Origin of the sequence: Novosphingobium sp. CF614 (assembly GCF_900113255.1) — a bacterium.
Lineage (GTDB): Bacteria > Pseudomonadota > Alphaproteobacteria > Sphingomonadales > Sphingomonadaceae > Novosphingobium.
This window is the reverse complement of record NZ_FOOR01000001.1, coordinates 201886-219532: the sequence shown is the minus strand read 5'-3', so window position 1 is coordinate 219532 and position 17647 is coordinate 201886. Positions and strand designations below refer to the sequence as shown.

At 67.1% G+C, this 17647-nt stretch carries 17 protein-coding genes; 8 read left to right on the top strand and 9 right to left on the bottom strand.

All coding sequences use genetic code 11. From position 1 onward, the window contains the following. Position 1 precedes the first annotated feature (1 nt). Positions 2-571 (bottom strand): DUF721 domain-containing protein, encoded by a 570-nt coding sequence (locus BM052_RS01015; protein ID WP_091142178.1) that lies wholly within the window; start codon positions 569-571, stop codon positions 2-4. A gap of 29 nt (positions 572-600) precedes the next feature. On the opposite strand from BM052_RS01015, the gene BM052_RS01010 reads away from it, so the two are divergent. The 3 genes from BM052_RS01010 to nudC are packed head-to-tail and all read left to right on the top strand — an operon-like array spanning position 601 to position 3870. Next, a complete protein-coding gene (locus BM052_RS01010) occupies positions 601-1659 on the top strand; it encodes an A/G-specific adenine glycosylase (RefSeq protein WP_091142175.1) in 1059 nt (352 codons plus the stop codon). A gap of 41 nt (positions 1660-1700) precedes the next feature. Continuing rightward, positions 1701-2966: a serine hydrolase domain-containing protein gene (locus BM052_RS01005; protein WP_091142997.1), complete on the top strand. Its 1266-nt coding sequence runs from the start codon at positions 1701-1703 to the stop codon at positions 2964-2966. Next, positions 2938-3870, top strand: a complete 933-nt coding sequence (nudC, locus tag BM052_RS01000; RefSeq protein ID WP_091142173.1) for an NAD(+) diphosphatase — start codon at positions 2938-2940, stop codon at positions 3868-3870. The genes BM052_RS01005 and nudC overlap by 29 nt, the downstream gene beginning before the upstream one ends. Positions 3871-4015: 145 nt before the next feature. Here nudC and BM052_RS00995 read toward each other — a convergent pair whose 3' ends face one another. Continuing rightward, a complete protein-coding gene (locus BM052_RS00995; protein ID WP_091142170.1) occupies positions 4016-4411 on the bottom strand; it encodes a DUF1489 family protein in 396 nt (131 codons plus the stop codon). Between the two features lie 28 nt (positions 4412-4439). Continuing rightward, on the bottom strand, positions 4440-5864 hold the full coding sequence (gene mgtE, locus BM052_RS00990) for a magnesium transporter (RefSeq protein WP_091142168.1): 1425 nt from the start codon (positions 5862-5864) through the stop codon (positions 4440-4442). Positions 5865-6034: 170 nt separating this feature from the next. Here mgtE and BM052_RS00985 point away from each other — a divergent pair, with 170 nt between their 5' ends. Beyond that, a complete protein-coding gene (locus tag BM052_RS00985) occupies positions 6035-6502 on the top strand; it encodes a peptidylprolyl isomerase (RefSeq protein WP_091142166.1) in 468 nt (155 codons plus the stop codon). Between the two features lie 111 nt (positions 6503-6613). Here the strand turns inward: BM052_RS00985 and BM052_RS00980 are convergent, their stop codons facing one another. The 5 genes from BM052_RS00980 to BM052_RS00960 form a co-directional block, all read right to left on the bottom strand. Then, complete coding sequence (locus BM052_RS00980) at positions 6614-7372, bottom strand: DUF2059 domain-containing protein (protein ID WP_091142164.1); 759 nt, start codon at positions 7370-7372, stop codon at positions 6614-6616. An 81-nt stretch (positions 7373-7453) separates the two neighbouring features. Then, positions 7454-8338, bottom strand: coding sequence for a LysR substrate-binding domain-containing protein (locus BM052_RS00975; RefSeq protein WP_091142162.1), 885 nt, complete (start codon positions 8336-8338; stop codon positions 7454-7456). A 65-nt stretch (positions 8339-8403) separates the two neighbouring features. After that, positions 8404-9324 carry a hemolysin family protein gene (locus tag BM052_RS00970; protein ID WP_091142159.1) on the bottom strand — a complete coding sequence of 307 codons (921 nt, stop codon included), beginning with the start codon at positions 9322-9324 and terminating at the stop codon, positions 8404-8406. Between the two features lie 22 nt (positions 9325-9346). Then, entirely contained in the window at positions 9347-9838 is a 492-nt protein-coding gene (gene ybeY / locus BM052_RS00965; RefSeq protein WP_091142158.1) for an rRNA maturation RNase YbeY, read from the bottom strand. A 140-nt stretch (positions 9839-9978) separates the two neighbouring features. After that, entirely contained in the window at positions 9979-11001 is a 1023-nt protein-coding gene (locus tag BM052_RS00960; protein ID WP_091142155.1) for a PhoH family protein, read from the bottom strand. A gap of 261 nt (positions 11002-11262) precedes the next feature. Here BM052_RS00960 and BM052_RS00955 point away from each other — a divergent pair, with 261 nt between their 5' ends. Then, positions 11263-11712 carry an RcnB family protein gene (locus BM052_RS00955; protein WP_091142153.1) on the top strand — a complete coding sequence of 150 codons (450 nt, stop codon included), beginning with the start codon at positions 11263-11265 and terminating at the stop codon, positions 11710-11712. A 221-nt stretch (positions 11713-11933) separates the two neighbouring features. Here the strand turns inward: BM052_RS00955 and miaB are convergent, their stop codons facing one another. Next, positions 11934-13265 carry a tRNA (N6-isopentenyl adenosine(37)-C2)-methylthiotransferase MiaB gene (gene miaB, locus BM052_RS00950; protein WP_091142151.1) on the bottom strand — a complete coding sequence of 444 codons (1332 nt, stop codon included), beginning with the start codon at positions 13263-13265 and terminating at the stop codon, positions 11934-11936. 325 nt (positions 13266-13590) lie between these two features. On the opposite strand from miaB, the gene argS reads away from it, so the two are divergent. The 3 genes from argS (at position 13591) to nagZ (ending at position 17644) form a co-directional block, all read left to right on the top strand. Next, on the top strand, positions 13591-15348 hold the full coding sequence (gene argS, locus BM052_RS00945) for an arginine--tRNA ligase (RefSeq protein ID WP_091142149.1): 1758 nt from the start codon (positions 13591-13593) through the stop codon (positions 15346-15348). A gap of 3 nt (positions 15349-15351) precedes the next feature. Then, entirely contained in the window at positions 15352-16134 is a 783-nt protein-coding gene (locus BM052_RS00940) for an SPOR domain-containing protein (RefSeq protein WP_091142146.1), read from the top strand. Between the two features lie 496 nt (positions 16135-16630). Next, positions 16631-17644 carry a beta-N-acetylhexosaminidase gene (gene nagZ / locus BM052_RS00935; protein ID WP_091142144.1) on the top strand — a complete coding sequence of 338 codons (1014 nt, stop codon included), beginning with the start codon at positions 16631-16633 and terminating at the stop codon, positions 17642-17644. The last annotated feature ends 3 nt before the right edge of the window (positions 17645-17647 follow it).

Genomic DNA, 17647 nt, shown 5'->3' with positions numbered 1-17647 from the left:
ACTAATGCTCTTCCTGATTGTCCTTGGTGCCAAGACTGCGCGCCAGCGATTCGAGCACCGCGCGAAGCTCCGGGTCGCCGATGTCGCGCAGCGAATCCCCCAGTTCAAGCGGCACCGGCCTGAGCGCAGGCACGACAGCTTGCGGCTTGGAAGCAGGCGGCGCCTTAACCTCGCCTTGCCGGATCTTCGCCTTGGCCACGGCATTGTAGCCGAAGAAGCGGTTCACCCGTTCGATGATCTCGGGAATGACGTGCTGGATGATCGGGGCATGGGCCGGTACGACGACGAGCTGCAGGATGCCCCCGCTCTTTTCGCCGGGCGGAAAGCGGATCGATTCGGGCGAGCAGACGCGCGCGTGGCGGGCGCCGACGATCTCCGGCCAGCGGCTGACCACGCTCGACTGGACGAAGCCGAAACGGCGAAAGGCGGTGCGGCCGATTTCGGGCATCAGCTCGGAAATAGCGCGCGCCTGCCCTCCGCGCGGCCGCTCGAAGCGCTTCAGCCCGGAAGAGCCGGCCCTTGAAGAGCCGACCTTGGAAGAGCCAGATTGTTTGCGGTCATCCCGTTCCATTGTCCCGGTTCCAATGCCATAGCGGGGGCATGGACGCCAGTTCCGATACCATCCCGCGCGCCCTTCTCGATTGGTACGACGCGCACGCTCGCGACTTGCCCTGGCGCGCCCGGCCGGGAGCGCCCGCCACCGATCCCTATCGCGTCTGGCTTTCCGAAGTGATGCTGCAGCAGACCACCGTTGCGGCGGTGAAGGATTACTTCGCCCTGTTCACCCGGCGCTGGCCCAGCGTGGAGGCGCTTGCCGTGGCCGCGGACGAGGATGTCATGGCCGCCTGGGCCGGGCTGGGCTATTATGCCCGCGCCCGCAACCTGCTGGCCTGCGCGCGCGAGGTCGCGGCGCGCGGCGGGCGCTTTCCCGATACCGAAGCGGGTCTGCGCGCCCTGCCGGGGCTGGGCGCCTATACCGCCGCCGCCGTGGCCGCGATCGCCTTCGGCCGGCGCGCGGTGGTGGTGGATGCCAATGTCGAGCGTGTCGTGGCGCGGCTCTATGCGATCGACGCGCCGCTGCCGGGCGCGCGCGCCTTGATTCGCGCGAAGGCCGACGCGATCACGCCCGATGCGCGCGGCGGAGACTTCGCGCAGGCGATGATGGACCTGGGCGCCACCGTCTGCACCAGCCGCGCGCCGCGCTGCCTGCTCTGCCCGCTTTCCGCCCATTGCCGGGCGCGCGCCACCGGCGAGCCCGGGCGCTTCCCGGTCAAGGCGCCCCGGCAGGCCAAGCCGGAGCGCCGCGGCCGTGCGTTCTGGATCGAGCGCGATGCCTGCGTCTGGCTGGTCCGCCGCCCGGGCAGGGGCATGCTCGGCGGTATGCGCGCGCTCCCCGACGACGGCTGGTCCGCGCGCGGTGACGGGTCGGGCGAGGGGCCGCTGGCCGGGCCCTGGGAAAGCGCGGGCAAGGTGGGGCACGTCTTCACGCATTTCTCGCTCGAACTGCATCTGGCGGTTTATCTCGGCGGCCAATGCGCTAGTCTCGTTCCCGGCGACGGCGAATGGTGGCCGCTGGAACGGCTGGAAGAGGCCGGCCTGCCCACGCTGTTCGCCAAGGCGGCGCGGTTGGCGCTGGCCGGGACGGGAGAATTGGCGTGATTCGGGATCGGGCAGCGCTTGCAGCGACAGTGGACCGGCGCATGCTGCTGCGCATGGGCGCCGGTGCCGGGCTGGGCGCGGCGCTGATGCCCAGGCTGGCTTTGGCGGCGAGCGATCCGGACCTGCTTCCCCAGGTCCGCGCCCTGGTCGAGCGCTGGGTCGGCCCCGGCCGGTTTCCTGGCATCGTCGCCTCGCTCGGCATGCCGGGCCGCGAGCCGGAATATGTCGCGCGCGGTTCGGAAGGCTTCAACGACGGCGACGCCATGACCGCCGACAGCCTGTTTCGCATCTATTCGATGACCAAGCCGGTCGTCGGCATGGCGGCGATGCAGCTGATCGCGGAAGGCAAGCTCGGGCTGGACCAGCCGCTGTTCGAGATTCTGCCGAAATATCGGCATATGATGGTGCAGGACAGCTATGACGGTTCGATCACCGAACTGCATCCCGCGCCCCGGCCCGTCACCATCCGCCAGTTGATGACGCATACTTCCGGCATCGGCTACACGATCGTCCAGAAGGGCCCGATCAAGACGCTGATGGAGGACAAGGGGCTTGTCGCCGGCCAGGTCAGCCGCATGGAAATACCCGGCCTGTCGCGCGGAACGCCGGTGCATGGGCTGGACGTCTTCGCGGACCGCCTGGCCGAAGTGCCGCTCGTCTGCGATCCGGGGACGCGGTGGAGCTATTCGATGGGGCTCGACCTGATGGGGCGCGTGATCGAAGTGGTCGCGGGCAAGCGTTTCGACGCTTATCTGCGCGAGACGATTTTCGAACCCGCCGGAATGGCCAGTACCACCTTCCAGGTGCCCGCTGCCGACGCGCACCGGCTCACCACCAATTACGGCGTGCTGGGCCAGGTCCTGGTGCCGATCGATCCCGGTGACAGTTCGATCTTCCTGGACAAGCCGCCGTTCCCGTTCGGCGGGGCGGGCCTTGTCAGTTCGCCGTGCGATTACGACCGCTTCCTGCGCATGCTCGCGCAGTTCGGCACGATCGACGGCCAGCGCGTGTTGAGTGAAACCGCCGTGCGATCCGGCACGCAGGACCTCCTGCCGGCAGGCATGACGATCCCGGCAGGTTTCGGGGGAGCCGCCGGCTTCGGCGCCGGCGGCCGGGTCGGCAAGGGTGCGGAAGCGGGAATATATGGCTGGTCGGGCGCGGCCGGCACCGTGGGCATGGTGGACATGCTCCACGCGCTGCGCTCGCAGATCTTCGTGCAGTTCATGCCGCCCAATGCCTATGACCTGCTGCCGGAGTTCCAAACCGCGCTGAAGGCCGATGTCATGGCCATCCTGGAGAAACATTGACGTGAACGCCCCCGCCCCTGTCATCGCCTTCGCCGGCTCGCACATCGACCGCGCCGACCAGGTCCGCAACGATCCCGCGGCGCTGAAAGCGCTGATGACCTGGCGCGCGCGGCTGCTGCGCATGAACGGGCTCGATCCGGTCCTGACGCCGGAAGGCACGCTCGACTGGGGCAGCCTGGCCGATGCCGCGCTGGACAGCGAACTGGTTTTCCTCGGGCTCGACGGGGATCGCGGCTGCTTCGCCGAAGTGAGGGCTTCCTATCCCTTGGCCGGTCCCCAGGCCGGGCCTGGGAGCTGGAGCGCCTTGTCCGCGCTCGAAGCCGGCGAACTGGCGAGCTACGGCGGCGCCCGGTCGCTGGTGGCCTGGCATTCCCGGCACCGCTTCTGCGCGGTCTGCGGCAGCCCGACGGGCCTCGCCAAGGGTGGCTGGCAGCGCACCTGTTCTTCCGGGACTTGCGGCGCGGAGCACTTCCCGCGCGTCGATCCCGTCACCATCATGCTGGTCGAGCACGAGGGGCGCATCCTCCTCGGCCGCCAGCCGCGTTTTCCCGAGGGCCGCTTCTCGGCGCTGGCCGGTTTCCTCGAACCGGGGGAAACGATCGAGGAAGCCGTCGCCCGCGAAGTGTTCGAGGAGGCGGGGGTTCGGGTCCGCGACGTCACTTACGTCGCCAGCCAGCCCTGGCCTTTCCCGTCCTCGCTGATGATCGGCTGCCATGCCTTCGCCGACGATCCGGCGATCACCATCGACAAGACCGAACTCGACGATGCGCGCTGGTTTAGCCGCGAGGATATCGTCGATGCGCTGGAGGCCGTGGCGCGCGGCGAAATGGGCCGTGCCTTCGGAGCGCCGCCGAAGACGGCGATCGCCCACATCCTGCTGCGCTGGTGGGTCGAGCGCGGGTGAGCATGTTCCATGGCATCGCGGGGGAAGCCGGCATCGGCGGCGCGTCGGCCTTTGGCGTGATACCAACATGCGTTGATTGCGAGTCTTCTCCCCTACCCTTCGGGGCTGGGTCTCGATGCGGATTTGAGGTTCCCGGCGCCAGGGATCACACCAGCCCCAGCTTCGCCAGTTCGCGCGCCAGCTTGGGCGGCATGGCGTCGCCGGCGCTTTCCCCTTCGCCCAGGTCGCGCGGGGCGTCTTCCTCCTTCAGGTAGCGCCAGCCCTGGTGCGCGCGTTTGGGCTTGGTGACGACGGGGATCAGTACCGGGGCAAGGCGGATGTGCCAGCGCCCGTCCTCACGCTGTTCGAAACCCAGGATCGGGGATCGCCCGATCAACGCATGCTCGAAGATCCAGTAGAGCGATCCGCCTTCCATCTCCTCGTGCCGCTTGGGCAGGTAGCGGGTGGTCAGGCGGGCCTCGTCGGCGTGGCTTTCCAGCCAGTCGCGCAAGCTTCCCGGGCTTTCGGCGGAATAGGCGATCTTGGTCATGTGCAGCGGCATGGCCGCCAGGATAGGGCGCGGCGGCGGCTCAGGCCAGCCCGGTAATCACGGCAAGGCCAAGGAACGAGAAGAAGCCCATTACGTCGGTCGCCGTGGTCACGAACACGGCGGAGGAAACTGCCGGATCGACCTTGAAGCGCTGGAGCGTGACCGGAACCAGGATGCCGGCGAGCCCCGCCACCAGGTTGTTGATGACCATCGCGGCGCCGATCACGGCGCCTAGCAGGGGATTGGCGAAGAGCAGCGCGGTGCCGCCGCCGATCAGCACGCCGAGCGCGGTCCCGTTCGCGACGGCGATACGGAACTCGCGCACGATCATGCGCCAGGTGTTCGAATCGGTGAGCTGGTTGGTGGCGATCGCGCGCACCACCACCGCCAGCGTCTGCGTGCCGGCGTTGCCGCCCATGCCGGAAACGATCGGCATCAGCACCGCCAGCAGCGCGAAGCGCGCGATCGCGCCCTGGAACAGGCCGACCACCGACGAGGCGACGATCGCGGTGGCGAGGTTGACGACCAGCCAGCTCAGCCGCGCCCGCACCGTCAGCAGGATCGGCTCGTTGATGTCGCCATCGCCCGCGCCCGAAAGCAGCAGGGCGTCCTCGCCGGCTTCCTCCTGGATGATGTGGACGATGTCGTCGACGGTGATCTGGCCGATCAGCCGGCCCGAGGCATCGACCACCGCGGCCGAGATCAGCGCGTACTTCTGGAAGCGCAGCGCCACTTCCTCCTGGTCCATGTCGGCCGGGATCAGCGTCTGGTCGCGCGCCATCACGTCGTAGAGCGGGATGTTGCGCGGGCAGCGCAGGATCCACGAAAGCGCGCAAGTGCCCACCGGGCGGTGGGTGGGATCGACGCAGAACACTTCCCAGAACTCGGTGGGCAGTTCGCGGTGTTCGCGCAGGAAATCGATGAGATCGCCCACCGTCATCGTCTCGGGCACCGCGACGAACTCGCGGCTCATAAGGCGGCCGGCGGATTCCTCGGGGTAGGACAGCGCCGATTCGATGGCGGCGCGGTCTTCCGGCTCCATCTCGGCGAGGACGGCGCGCTGGTCGGCCTCGTCGAGGTCTTCCAGCATGGCGACGGCATCGTCGGTATCGAGCTGTTCGGCGATCTCGGCCACGACTTCGGCGGGCAGCGCCTCGACCAGCAGTTCGCGCACCCAGTCGTTGAGCTCGGCGATGACCTCGACGCCCATCAGGTCGCGGATCGAGCGGGCGAGCGTAAGGCGCTCGTCCTCGTCGACCAGTTCGAACAAGTCGGCGATGTCGGCGGGGTGAAGCGGCTCGACCAGATCGTAGACGCGGTCGAAATCTTCCTCGTCGAGCGCGTCCTTCACGTTGCGCACGAATTCGGGCTTGAGGCGGTTTTCCTCGTCGAGGCTGCCGGACTCGGTCGCGGCCTCGGCGGCCTCGTCTTCCGGCAGGTTCTCCTTGAGGTCCGCTTCGCTCATGAGCGTCGGTCTAAGCGCCTATTTCGCAATTGCAACAGGGGAGCGAGCGGAGCGCACCGGCCGCTGCCCGTCCCGAACGAAATCTCGCCCACGCGTGACATTGCCGGCGCGCGGCCTATATCGGGCGCCGAGCCCGGCTCCAAGGGGAGCGGTCGAAAGGAGATTTTGCAATGGCCGACGAATACCTGACGCTCACCTTGGATACCGGCGAAGGCCAGGGCAACGTCAAGATCAAACTGCGCCCGGACCTGGCCCCAGGCCACGTCGAGCGGATCAAGGAACTGGTGGGCGAAGGCTTCTACGACGGTGTGAAGTTCCACCGCGTGATCCCCGGCTTCATGGCACAGGGCGGCTGCCCGCACGGCACCGGCATGGGCGGTTCCGACAAGCCCAACCTCCAGGCCGAGTTCAACGCCGAGCCGCACGTGCGCGGCGTCTGCTCGATGGCGCGCACCAGCGCGCCGCACTCGGCCAACAGCCAGTTCTTCATCTGCTTCGACGATGCGACCTTCCTGGACAAGCAGTACACCGTCTGGGGCCAGGTGGTCGAAGGCATGGAACACGTCGACGCGCTGCCCAAGGGCGAACCGCCGCGCAATCCCGGCACCATCGTCAAGGCGACCGTCGGCGAGGGCTGACGGTTTCCTGCTCGTCGGCGTTTCACGCCCTTGCGCGCCGAATATGGCGTGCGAGGCCTTCTCCCCTGATGGGGGGAAGGCCTCGCGGGTCCCGGTCACCGGGGCCTGGCGTCAATCCGCCTGCTTGGCCTTGGCGGCTTCCTGTTTTTCCAGCTCGGCCTCGGCAAGGCCCAGCAGCTTGGCGAGCTTCGCCTTCTCGGCCTTGCCGAGATCTGCGTATTTGCGCGGCGCCGGCAGGGCGGCGGTGGCGGCCTTCACCTTTTCGCCGATGGCGGGCATCTGCTGCATCATCCTGGGCATGAAGGCCTGCATTTTCTCCATGACTTCCGGCGACATCATGATGATGTACGAATCGGCGGCGTAACTCTTGCCGGTGGGCGTGGCGAAGAAGGCGTTGAGCTCGCCCAGCTGCTTCGCGTCGAACTTGGCGGCATAGGCCTTGGCCAGGCCGTCGCGGATTTCCGGTTCGAAATCGGTCATGAGCCCGATCATCTCGGCCATCATCGTGTGCGTCGTGACTTTCAGGCGCTCCTTGTAGGCCGGATCGTAGATCTCCATGATTTCGGCCAGCGACGCGGAGCCGAGCTTCTGGGTATCGACGCCGCTCAGGCCCGCCAGATCCTTGAGCGGCATCTTGCTCATCGAATCCATCATCGAATCCATGATCTTGTCCATGGTGCCGTTCATGATCCGCGCATAGGTGCCCAGCGGAAAGACATAGTCGACGGTCTGCCGCGCGCTAGCGAGGCGAGCGGGGTCGATAGAGGTTTCGGTGGCGGCTTCGGTTTCGCCGGGAGCCTGGGCGGCAAGCGCGGGCGCGGCCGTCAACAGCAGGGCCGGCGCGATCAGCGCGGCAAGGAACTTGGGCATGGGATTTCCTTTCGTCGTATCGGATCGGCGTGGCTTCCGCTCCGTCCGGGGCCGTAGCGTAAGGCCGTGACAATCGGCGGGCTATAGCCCCGCTTGCAGCAGCCATTCGTGGAAGATGCGCACGGGGCGCGTTTCCAGGGCCTTGGGCTTGCAGATGAACCAGTAGCGGTAAGGGCTCTCCACATCGGTGTCGAACAGCCGGGCCAGGCGATCGTCGTGGGCGCGGCGGAAGTGGTCGTCGTGCATGATCGCGATGCCGAGGCCCTGGGCGGCCGCTTCCAGCACCAGCTGGCCCGAATCGAACTTGTCGATCGCGGCGGGCTCCAGGTCGGGCATGCCGATTGCCGTCTTCCAGGCATCGAGGCTGTCGGGCAGGTCCTGGTGGATCAGGAAGGTCTGCTTCGAAAGCGTCTGCTCGTTGGGCACCGATCCGATCTCGGCGGCAAGTTCCTGCGAGACGATGGCGTAGACCTTGTTGTGATCGAGCTGGACACGGTAGAACGCCGGGTCGGGTTCCTTGGCCAGCACGATCGCGGCATCGAGCGTGTCGCCCACGCGGTCTTCCAGATGGGCGCCGGTATCGATGTCGATGTGCAGGCGCGGGTGCAGCTTGCGCAGTTCGGGAAGGCGCGGGAACAGCCGCTGGCCGCCGAACAGCGAAGGCACGCCCAGGTGCAGGCGCAGCACCTGGCCGCGATCGACCTGGGCCTCCACCGCTTCGGCCAGCTCCTCCAGCTTGGGCCCGATGGCATTGTAGAAGGACAGGCCTTCCTCGGTGAGCTTCATCGCCTGGTGCTGGCGCGTGAACAGGCGCTTGCCGGTAAAGTCCTCCAGCGCGGCGACGCGGCGCGAAAGGGCGGACGGGGACAGCGCCAGCTCGTTGGCGGCGGCCTTGGCCGAACCAAGGCGGACGACGCGCACGAAGGCTTCAAGCGCGCGCAGGGGGGGAAGTCGACGTACAGGCAATGGGGGTCTTTTCGTCGTTGTTGCCGATAATGCAACCTGCCGTGCAGATCATGCAACCTTGTGCGCTAATCGCGCGCGTTTTCCAAGTCTTCGAGTGGCGGGTGAAGACGCAGGCGGGTCACATGGCGCTCATTTCCGTCGGTCACTTCGATCCGCCAGCCGCTGTCGTGCTTCAGTATGGTGCCCACCTGGGGGACCTGCCCGGCAAGAACGAACGTGAGGCCGCCGAGGGTATCGACGGCTTCCTCGACTTCGGCAAGGCGGGGATCGATTCGCTCGGCCACCTCGTCCAGTTCGACGCGAGCGTCCGCGTCCCACAGGCCGTCCTCCAGGGATACCAGCAGTTCCTCGGGTGCGTCGTCGTGTTCGTCCTCGATATCGCCGACGATCTCCTCGACCAGATCCTCGATCGTGATGATCCCGTCGGTGCCGGTGTATTCGTCGATCACGACGGCAAGGTGGGTGCGCTGCGCGCGCATGTCGGCAAGCACGTCCAGCGCGCCGCGCGACTGGGGAACGTAGAGCGGCTGGCGCAGGAGATCGCTCCAGTCCAGCGGGGCGCGGCCGCCGCGCGCCAGGATCGGGAACACGTCCTTGATGTGGATCATGCCCTTTATCTCGTCGAGCGATTCGCCATAGACCGGCATGCGGCTGTGGCCGTGCTCGGCGAAAGCCTCGACCACTTCCTCCCAGCTCGCGGAAGCGGGAATGGCGATGATCTCGCCGCGCGGGATCGCCACGTCGTCGGCGTCGTGCTCGCTGAAGTGCAGCAGGTTGCGCAGCATCTGGCGCTCAAGCGGCGTAAGGTCGCCCTTGGTGCCGCCGGGGTCGGTCTCACCCTCGTGCTCGTTGATGACTTCTTCGATCTGCGCGCGCAGCGATTGATCGCCGTCGGACTGGAAAAGTCGCCTGAAGATACGCCAGAGCGTGCCGGTACTGTCTCCATCTCCCGAGCCGGGCTCGGTGTGGCGGCCATTGTCGGCCATTGTGCCTGATTACCCCTGAAGCCTAAGTTGCGCCCCCATATGGGTCGGCAATGCCGAGAATCGCAAGAGCCTTTGTTTCAAGTGCTTCCATCGCATCGGCTTCGGCATCGGAGATCTCATGGTCGTGGCCGGCCAGATGGAGCAGGCCGTGGACGATCAGGTGGCTGGCATGTTCATCAAACAGCACGTTTTTTTCCGCCGCCTCGCGCGCGCAGGTGTCATGGGCAAGGGCAATGTCGCCCAGCATCTCGGGCGCACCGTCAGCGGCGAGTTCCAGCAGCTCGGCACGGCTTAGCATGGGGAAGGAGAGCACGTTGGTTGGCTTGTCCTTGGCCCGCCACTCGCGGTTGAGAACCCGCACCTCCTGGTCGGAGGTGAACAGCACGCTGGCGGTAAGGCGCGGATTGGCGAGTTCCGGGGCAACCTCCTGAAGCGCTTCGAGGACGCGTTGCGCCAGGTCGGCCCAGTCGATGCCGGCGGGCCAGGGGGATTCGATCGAGACATCTAGTTCCATGTCGACACCCGTCGCTTCTTCCCCACTGACATCGCCGTCCCTGGGTGAGCGTCCTTCGACAAGCTCAGGACGAGCGGATCGTGATTCAGGTTTTGGGCTCCTTGCTCCAGCCATTTGTGCGATCGCATGGAACGGCCCGATCAGGATTCATCCTTCCCCTCATAGGCCTCCACGATCCGCCCCACGATCGGATGGCGCACCACGTCGGCGGCGGTGAAGCGGGTGACTTCGATGCCTTCCACGCCCTCCAGCCGCGAGACCGCGTCGGCCAGGCCGCTCATCCTGTCGCCGCCGGGGATGTCGACCTGCCTGGGATCGCCGCAGATCACCATGCGGCTGTTCTGGCCGAAGCGGGTGAGGAACATCTTCATCTGCTCGCGCGTGGTGTTCTGCGCCTCGTCCAGGATGACGAAGGCGTCGGCGAGCGTGCGGCCGCGCATGAAGGCGATCGGCGCGATCTCGATCTCGCCGCTGGCGAGACGGCGTTCCACCTGTTCGGGCGGCATGCAGTCGTACAGCGCGTCGTAGAGCGGGCGCAGGTAGGGATCGACCTTGTCCTTCATGTCGCCGGGCAGGAAGCCCAGCTTCTCGCCCGCCTCCACCGCCGGGCGCGAGAGGATCAGGCGCTGCACCGAGCCGGTCATCAACTGGCTGACCGCCTGCGCCACCGCGACGTAGGTCTTGCCGGTGCCGGCCGGGCCCAGCGCGAAGATCATGTCCGATCGGGCGAGCGCGCGCATGTATTCGATCTGCGTCGCCGAGCGCGGCACGATCGTTTTCTTGCGCGTGCGGATCATGATCGGCGGCGTGCCCTGGTCGCCGGCGATGATGCCCTCCAGGGTCGGTTCGGAGGACATCGCGATCAGCGATTCGACGGCGCCAGCGTCAAGATCCTGCCCCATCTCGAGCCGGTGGTACATGCCCTTGAGCGTGTCGCGGGCGCGGGCGACGGCGTCTTCCGGCCCTTCGATCTGGATGCGATTGCCGCGCGCGGCGATGTAGACGCCGAGACGGTTTTCGACTTGCACCAGGTTCGCATCGAACTGTCCGAACAAGGCCCCCAGCAGCGTCGGTTCGTCGAATTCTATCTCGACACGCGCCCGACGATGGGTCTCGGGGCGGAACTGCGCCGCATCAACGGCACGGGCTGCTTTGCGGGCCATGCGCTCCTTTCGGACAAACTCTTGTTCGCTTCTTCATCATAGATGGCTTGCCGCATCGCGCCATGCAAGCGGGACATTCAAGAAGGCGTGTCGCTTCGTCGGGGATAACCGCGCGGCCTGGCGCGCGGGCAGGGAACTTGTCGCAGCCGTGCGACATTGATGAGCACTTGCTGTACGTCCGGTTCGTGGGCAATTCAGCCGGCCGCGTGCAGAGACCACGGCGCGGACCCGAGAGGGTCCATCGTCACAGGAGAAGTTGCAATGAACAAGCTCATCATGGCCGCCCTTGCCGCCGGAGTCGTCCTGCCAAGCCTGGCGGTTCCCACGCTCGCTTCGGCCCAGAGCGCCCGCGAAGTGCGCCAGGACCAGCGCGAGGTCCGCCGCGACGTGCGCCGCGGCGACTACAAGGAAGCGCGCGAGGATCGCCGCGAACTGCGCGAGGACTGGCGCGACTACAAGCGCACCCATGCCCGCGTCTACCACCGCCCGGCCTATGTGGGTCCGCGTGGCTACCGGTATCGCCCGGTCGTCGTCGGCCATCGCTTCGCGCCCGAGTACCGCGCCAGCCGCTATTGGATCAACGACTACGGCACCTACCGCCTGCCGCGCCCGCGCGCCAACGCCCGCTGGATCCGCTACGGCAACGATGCCGTGCTGATCGATACCCGCACGGGCGCCGCGATCACCATCCATTCCGGCTTCTTCTGGTAATACCAAGTCTCATTGATCGGAACTCTCGTTTCCCTTCCCTTCGTCATTGCCAACGGCCGAAGGCGGTGCGGCAATCCAGGGCGGATGGCGCTGCCCTGGATTGCTTCGGCGGCTTCGCCGCCTCGCGGGCGACGAAATGGGGAAAACGAGTCTCCGGCCAAGAGGCCTGGTATAAGCCGGGCATTCCGGGAAAGCTGGGCGGGCGATGACGCCGTCCTGGATCAGGTCCGGGGTGGCGTGAGCCTGCCGCCCAGCGAGTTCGGGCCCGCCTCGACCAGTTCCACGTCGACGATATCGCCCACCCGGACTTCGCCGGTGAAGTGCACCGACTGGAGCCAGGGCGATTTGCCTAGCCATTGGCCGGGATGCTTGCCCTTGCGTTCGACCAGCACTTGGCAGGTCCTGCCCACCGAGGCCCGGTTGAAGGCATGCTGGTGGCGCCCCAGCGCCGCCTGGAGGCGTTGCAGGCGCTCGTCCATGACTTCCAGCGGAACCTGGCCGTCCATCGTCGCGGCCGGGGTGCCGGGCCGGGGCGAATACTTGAAGCTGAAGCACTGGGCATAGCCCACGGTGTCGACTAGCCCGAGCGTATCCTCGAACTCGGCCTCGGTCTCGCCGGGGAAGCCGACGATGAAGTCGCCGGAAAGCGCGATGTCCGGCCGCGCCGCGCGCACCTGCTCCAGAATCCGCAGGTAGCTCTCCACCGTGTGGCTGCGGTTCATCGCCTTCAGCACGCGGTCGTTGCCCGCCTGCACCGGCAGGTGGAGGAACGGCATGAGCTTTTCGACCTCGCCATGCGCCTCGATCAGGCCCTGGGTCATGTCATTGGGGTGGCTGGTGGTATAGCGGATGCGCACCAGTTCGGGGATCGCCGCCAGTTCGCGGATCAGCCCGTCCAGCCCGATCGTCCGGCCCCTGGCATCCTCGCCGGTCCAGGCGTTGACGTTCTGGCCCAGCAGCGTGATCTCGCGCGCGCCGCTTGCGACCAGCCGCCCGGCTTCGTCGATCAGGTCGGCATGCGGGCGGGAGACTTCGGCGCCGCGCGTATAGGGCACCACGCAGTAGGTGCAGAACTTGTCGCAGCCTTCCTGCACCGTCAGGAAGGCGGTGGGGCCGGAGCGGCGGCGCTTGGGCAGCGCGTCGAACTTGGTCCGCGCCGGCATGTCGGTATCGGTCACGCGCCGGCCTTCGCTGGCGGCGCGGATCATTTCGGGCAGGCGGTGATAGGCCTGCGGGCCGACCACCATCTTCACCGAAGGCGCGCGCGCCATGATCTCCTCGCCCTCGGCCTGGGCGACGCAGCCGGCGACCGCGATCAGCGGCACCGACCCGTCCTCGCGCCGCAGCCGGCCGATGTCGGAATAGACTTTCTCCGCCGCCTTCTCGCGGATGTGGCAGGTGTTCAGCACGACAAGGTCGGCGTCCTCCCCCGCGGCGGCGGGGGCGATCCCCTGTTCGGCCAGCAGTTCGGCCATCCGATCGCCGTCATAGACGTTCATCTGGCAGCCGAAGCTCTTGACGCGGTAGGTCCTGGGGGCGGGGGTGGAGTCCATCGGCGGGCCGATACACGCGTTCGCGCAGGTTTTGAAGGGGCGGGGTGTGGACGGGGGCTGTCGGCTATTATTGTTGGGGCCGGCATGCGTCGAGGGCGCGCGAATGGCTGCAATGAGTGCGTCGCTGCCATTGCATAGTGTGCCCGCAACACCGGCATGTCCGGAAAGTCCGGCCCTGATCTCGTCCTTGCCATAGCGGTTATCGCGAAGCTGCCTCCCGAGAAAGCGCTTCCCTCCCCGAACAGTGCCAACCGCACCGCCTTGCGGTCTCCGTGCGCCATCCGCCCTGTTCCCCTTTCCGCGCAGTTCGGCTAATCGCGCGCCCATGAACACTGAAACGCGTGAGAACCAGACCCTTTACGCCGCCTTCACCGGCCACCTTTCCGCCGCGCTCGATGCGCTGGAAGCAGCGGGCACGCTGCCGGGCGGGTTGAAGCGAGATGCGGTCACGGTCGAGCCGCCGCGCGATCCCTCGCATGGCGATCTTGCCACCAACGCGGCGATGGTGCTGGCCAAGCCTGCCGGCATGAAGCCGCGCGACCTTGTGGAAGCGCTGGTGGCGGAAATTTCGAAGCTGGAGGCCGTCACTTCGGCCGATATCGCCGGACCCGGCTTCATCAACTTGCGCCTCGCGCCTTCGGCCTGGCTGGCGGAACTGCGCGCGATCGCGGCGCTCGGCGCCGACTATGGCCGCTCCACCATGGGCGGAGGCACCACGGTCAATGTCGAATATGTCTCGGCCAATCCCACCGGGCCGATGCACATGGGGCACTGCCGGGGCGCCGTGGTCGGCGATGCGCTGGCGACGCTGCTCGAGTTCGCCGGGCACAAGGTGATCCGCGAGTACTACGTCAACGACGCCGGCGCGCAAGTGCAGGTGCTCGCCCGGTCGGTGCACTTGCGCTACCGCGAGGCGCTGGGGCAGGAGGTGGGGGAGATTCCCGAGGGCCTCTACCCGGGCGACTACCTGGTCCCGATCGGCAAGGCGCTCGCGGGGGAATTCGGCGACCGCTACGCGAAGGCTCCCGAATCGGAATGGCTCGACCTTTTCCGCGAAAGGGCGGTGGCGGCCATGCTGGTCATGATTAAGGACGACCTCGCGCTGCTGGGCATCCACCACGATCTGTTCTCGTCCGAGGCGGAATTGCAGGCCTCCGGCAAGCCGGACGAGGCGGAAGCCTGGCTGCGCGCGAAGGATCTCGTCTACGACGGCGTGCTGGAAGCGCCCAAGGGCAAGACGCCCGAGGATTGGGAACCGGTGGAACTGCCGCTGTTCCGCTCCACGCGATTCGGCGACGACCAGGACCGGCCGATCAAGAAGAGCGACGGCACCTGGACCTATTTCGGCGCCGATCTCGCCTATCACTACCAGAAGGCGCAGCAGGCCGACGCCCTCGTCGACATCTGGGGTGCCGACCACGCGGGCACCGTCAAGCGCATCAAGGCCGCCGTCGCCGCCATGACCGGCGCGGACGGGGAACCCACGCCGTTCGAGGTCAAGCTGGTGCAGATGGTCCAGCTCCTGCGCGACGGCGAACCGGTGAAGATGTCCAAGCGTTCGGGCAATTTCGTCACCCTGGCCGATGTCGTTGAGGAAGTGGGCAAGGACGTGGTGCGCTTCACCATGCTCACCCGCAAGCCCGAGGCGCAGATGGACTTCGATTTCGCCAAAGTGGTGGAGGCGAGCAAGGACAACCCGGTGTTCTACGTCCAGTACGCCCATGCCCGCGTCTGCTCGACCTTGCGCAAGGGCGCGGCGGAAGGCTTCGCTCCCTCTGCCGCGCATCTCGAGCGGCTTGGCGACGAGGAGCTTGAGCTGGTCAAGCTCGCCGCGCAGTTTCCGCGCGTGATCGAAGGCGCGGCGGCGGCGCGCGAGCCGCATCGCATGGCGTTCTTCCTCGGCGATCTTGCCGCCGCCTTCCATGGATACTGGAACCTGGGCAATGATCGCGTCGAAAAGCGCTTCATTGTCGCCCAGGATGGTGATCTTACTTCCGCGCGGCTTTTCCTGGCGGCACAAATCGGGCAGCTTGTGCGTAACGGGCTGGCGCTGCTGGGCGTCGACGCGGTGGAGGAAATGTAAGCCATGGCGATCTCTGACACGGGCCGCGAAGCCCCCGAGGCGGATGCCTCGCTGGAGAACGGCGGCCAAGCCGGCGCGACCGAGCCGTTCGGGGGCGATACCGGCTTCGAACAGCCGCCGCAGCTCGAACTCGGCGACGACGACACCCGCCTGCCCTGGCTGGAGGGCGATGAGGATGAGTACGAGGATCAGGGCGGTTCCGGCGTCGGCCAGGGCATGCTGCTGGTCCTGCTGGGCCTGGTCGCGATCGGTGTGATCGTCGGCGGCCTGTTCTGGGCGATGCGCGGCAAGCCGGATGAGCAGCTCGTGGCCGATGGCGGTGTGGTCACGGCGCCCAAGGAACCCTACAAGACCAGGCCGCAGAACCCGGGCGGCGAAGTCGTCGCCGGGACGGGCGACACCAGCTTCGCGGTGGCGGAGGGGCAGAGCCGCCCGCCGCAGATCGACGGCAAGGACGAAGCGGTCAAGCCGGGTTTCGACGGCGTCATCACAAGGCCCGACCCCAAGGTTTCGGCCAGTCCCGTGTCTTCGGCCACTCCCGTGTCCTCGGGCGGTGTCGGCGTGCAGGTCGGCGCCTATACCTCGAAGGAAGCGGCCGAGGCCGGCTGGAACGCGCTCAAGACGCAGTATTCGGCGCTGTCGGGCGTGTCGCACCGCGTGGTGCAGGGCCAGGCCGACATCGGCACCGTCTATCGTCTCCAGGCCGTCGCCGGCGATCTCGCGGCGGCGCGGACGCTGTGCGGCGGGATGAAGGGCGCGGGGCTGAGCTGCCAGGTGAAGGATTGAGGGACATGGGGCTGTTCGCAGCGCCGTTCATGTCGACTAACAGGCGCGCGGAAGTGAGCTTTATCAAACATTGTCAAGTCCGAGCGATTCAAATCTCCCTCAAAGCGGCCTAAGGGCGTGGGTGGCGGCACTGTTGCCGTCGACCCAAAGGGAGAAAGACCAATGTCGTTTGGTGACTTGTGCCTTTTCCTTGCGGCGTTGTTTGCCTTTGCCACCCTTATTTTGAAGGTGGTTGAGGTGGCAACCCGCAAATAGGCCAACGGGAGGGGGGCGCGTTGCCGCGCGTCCCCCAAACGATTGACCCCCCACCATTGCCGTGGCGAGGGGTCGTCCAAAGGCGAAAGCCAATGTCGTTTGGTAAGCACTATCTAGCGCCAAATCTCTAGGATTTCAACTCTCAACCGTTCTCGATACGGCGCGCCTGCTTGCGGAGGTCATCCACACCTCTCGTCGTCGCTGCCTTGCGGAACCCACGCGTTTCTGCGACGAAATCGCGATGATACCCGCGATTTTCGGCCTTTCCGGGCTGACCCTGACCGACGAGGAGCGTGCCTTCTTTCGCGATGCCGATCCGGCGGGCTACATCCTGTTCGGCCGCAACGTCGCAAGCCGCGAGCAGTTGCGGGCCCTGGTCGATGGCCTGAAGGCGATCCATGGGCGGGACCGCCTGTTCGTCTGCATCGACCAGGAAGGCGGCCGGGTCGCGCGGATGAAGCCGCCGGTCTGGGCTGCCTATCCGCCGGGCGACGCGTTCGACCGGCTCTACGATATCGCTCCGGCCTCCGCGATCGAGGCGGCGCGCGCCAATGCCGAGGCGCTGGGGCTGGACCTTGCCGAAGTGGGGATCACCGCCGACTGCCATCCCTCGCTCGACGTGCGCCGGCCCGGCGCGCATGACGTGATCGGCGATCGTGCGCTCGGCTCCGAGCCGATGCGCGTCGCGGCGCTGGGCCGGGCGGTGCTGGCGGGGCTGGCGCGCGCCGGGGTGGTCGGCTGCATCAAGCACATGCCGGGCCACGGCCGCGCCATGGCCGACAGCCACAGGGAACTGCCCACCGTCGATGCCTCCGAGGCGGAACTGGAGCTCGATCTCCAGCCGTTCCGCGCGCTTGCCGACACCCCGGTGGGGATGACCGCGCATGTGCGCTATACCGCCTGGGACGCCGATCGGCCCGGCACGCTTTCACCTTTCGTGGTGGGCGAGGTGATCCGCCGGCGCATCGGTTTCACCGGGCTGCTGCTGACCGACGACCTCGACATGGAGGCGCTTTCGGGCACCGTGCCCGAGCGCGCCGAACGGGCGATCGCGGCGGGCTGCGACATCGCGCTCAACTGCTGGGCCAGGATGGACGACATGATCGGCATCGCGAAGGCCGTGCCGACCATGCGCGAAGACGCTGCCGGACGGCTGGAGCGGGTCCTCGCCTCGATCGACCCGGCGCACCGGGGGGGCGACCAGGCCGAACTCGTCGCCCGGCGCGATGCGTTGCTGGCGTTGGGCGTGGGCTAAGCC

Bases quoted from the DNA above. Each gene is read 5' to 3' on its own strand.
- BM052_RS01015 (WP_091142178.1), bottom strand. From the start codon at position 571: ATGGAACGGGATGACCGCAAACAATCTGGCTCTTCCAAGGTCGGCTCT.
- BM052_RS01010 (WP_091142175.1), top strand. From the start codon at position 601: ATGGACGCCAGTTCCGATACCATCCCGCGCGCCCTTCTCGATTGGTAC.
- BM052_RS01005 (WP_091142997.1), top strand. From the start codon at position 1,701: ATGCTGCTGCGCATGGGCGCCGGTGCCGGGCTGGGCGCGGCGCTGATG.
- nudC (WP_091142173.1), top strand. From the start codon at position 2,938: ATGTCATGGCCATCCTGGAGAAACATTGACGTGAACGCCCCCGCCCCT.
- BM052_RS00995 (WP_091142170.1), bottom strand. From the start codon at position 4,411: ATGCCGCTGCACATGACCAAGATCGCCTATTCCGCCGAAAGCCCGGGA.
- mgtE (WP_091142168.1), bottom strand. From the start codon at position 5,864: ATGAGCGAAGCGGACCTCAAGGAGAACCTGCCGGAAGACGAGGCCGCC.
- BM052_RS00985 (WP_091142166.1), top strand. From the start codon at position 6,035: ATGGCCGACGAATACCTGACGCTCACCTTGGATACCGGCGAAGGCCAG.
- BM052_RS00980 (WP_091142164.1), bottom strand. From the start codon at position 7,372: ATGCCCAAGTTCCTTGCCGCGCTGATCGCGCCGGCCCTGCTGTTGACG.
- BM052_RS00970 (WP_091142159.1), bottom strand. From the start codon at position 9,324: ATGGCCGACAATGGCCGCCACACCGAGCCCGGCTCGGGAGATGGAGAC.
- ybeY (WP_091142158.1), bottom strand. From the start codon at position 9,838: ATGGAACTAGATGTCTCGATCGAATCCCCCTGGCCCGCCGGCATCGAC.
- BM052_RS00960 (WP_091142155.1), bottom strand. From the start codon at position 11,001: ATGGCCCGCAAAGCAGCCCGTGCCGTTGATGCGGCGCAGTTCCGCCCC.
- BM052_RS00955 (WP_091142153.1), top strand. From the start codon at position 11,263: ATGAACAAGCTCATCATGGCCGCCCTTGCCGCCGGAGTCGTCCTGCCA.
- miaB (WP_091142151.1), bottom strand. From the start codon at position 13,265: ATGGACTCCACCCCCGCCCCCAGGACCTACCGCGTCAAGAGCTTCGGC.
- argS (WP_091142149.1), top strand. From the start codon at position 13,591: ATGAACACTGAAACGCGTGAGAACCAGACCCTTTACGCCGCCTTCACC.
- BM052_RS00940 (WP_091142146.1), top strand. From the start codon at position 15,352: ATGGCGATCTCTGACACGGGCCGCGAAGCCCCCGAGGCGGATGCCTCG.
- nagZ (WP_091142144.1), top strand. From the start codon at position 16,631: ATGATACCCGCGATTTTCGGCCTTTCCGGGCTGACCCTGACCGACGAG.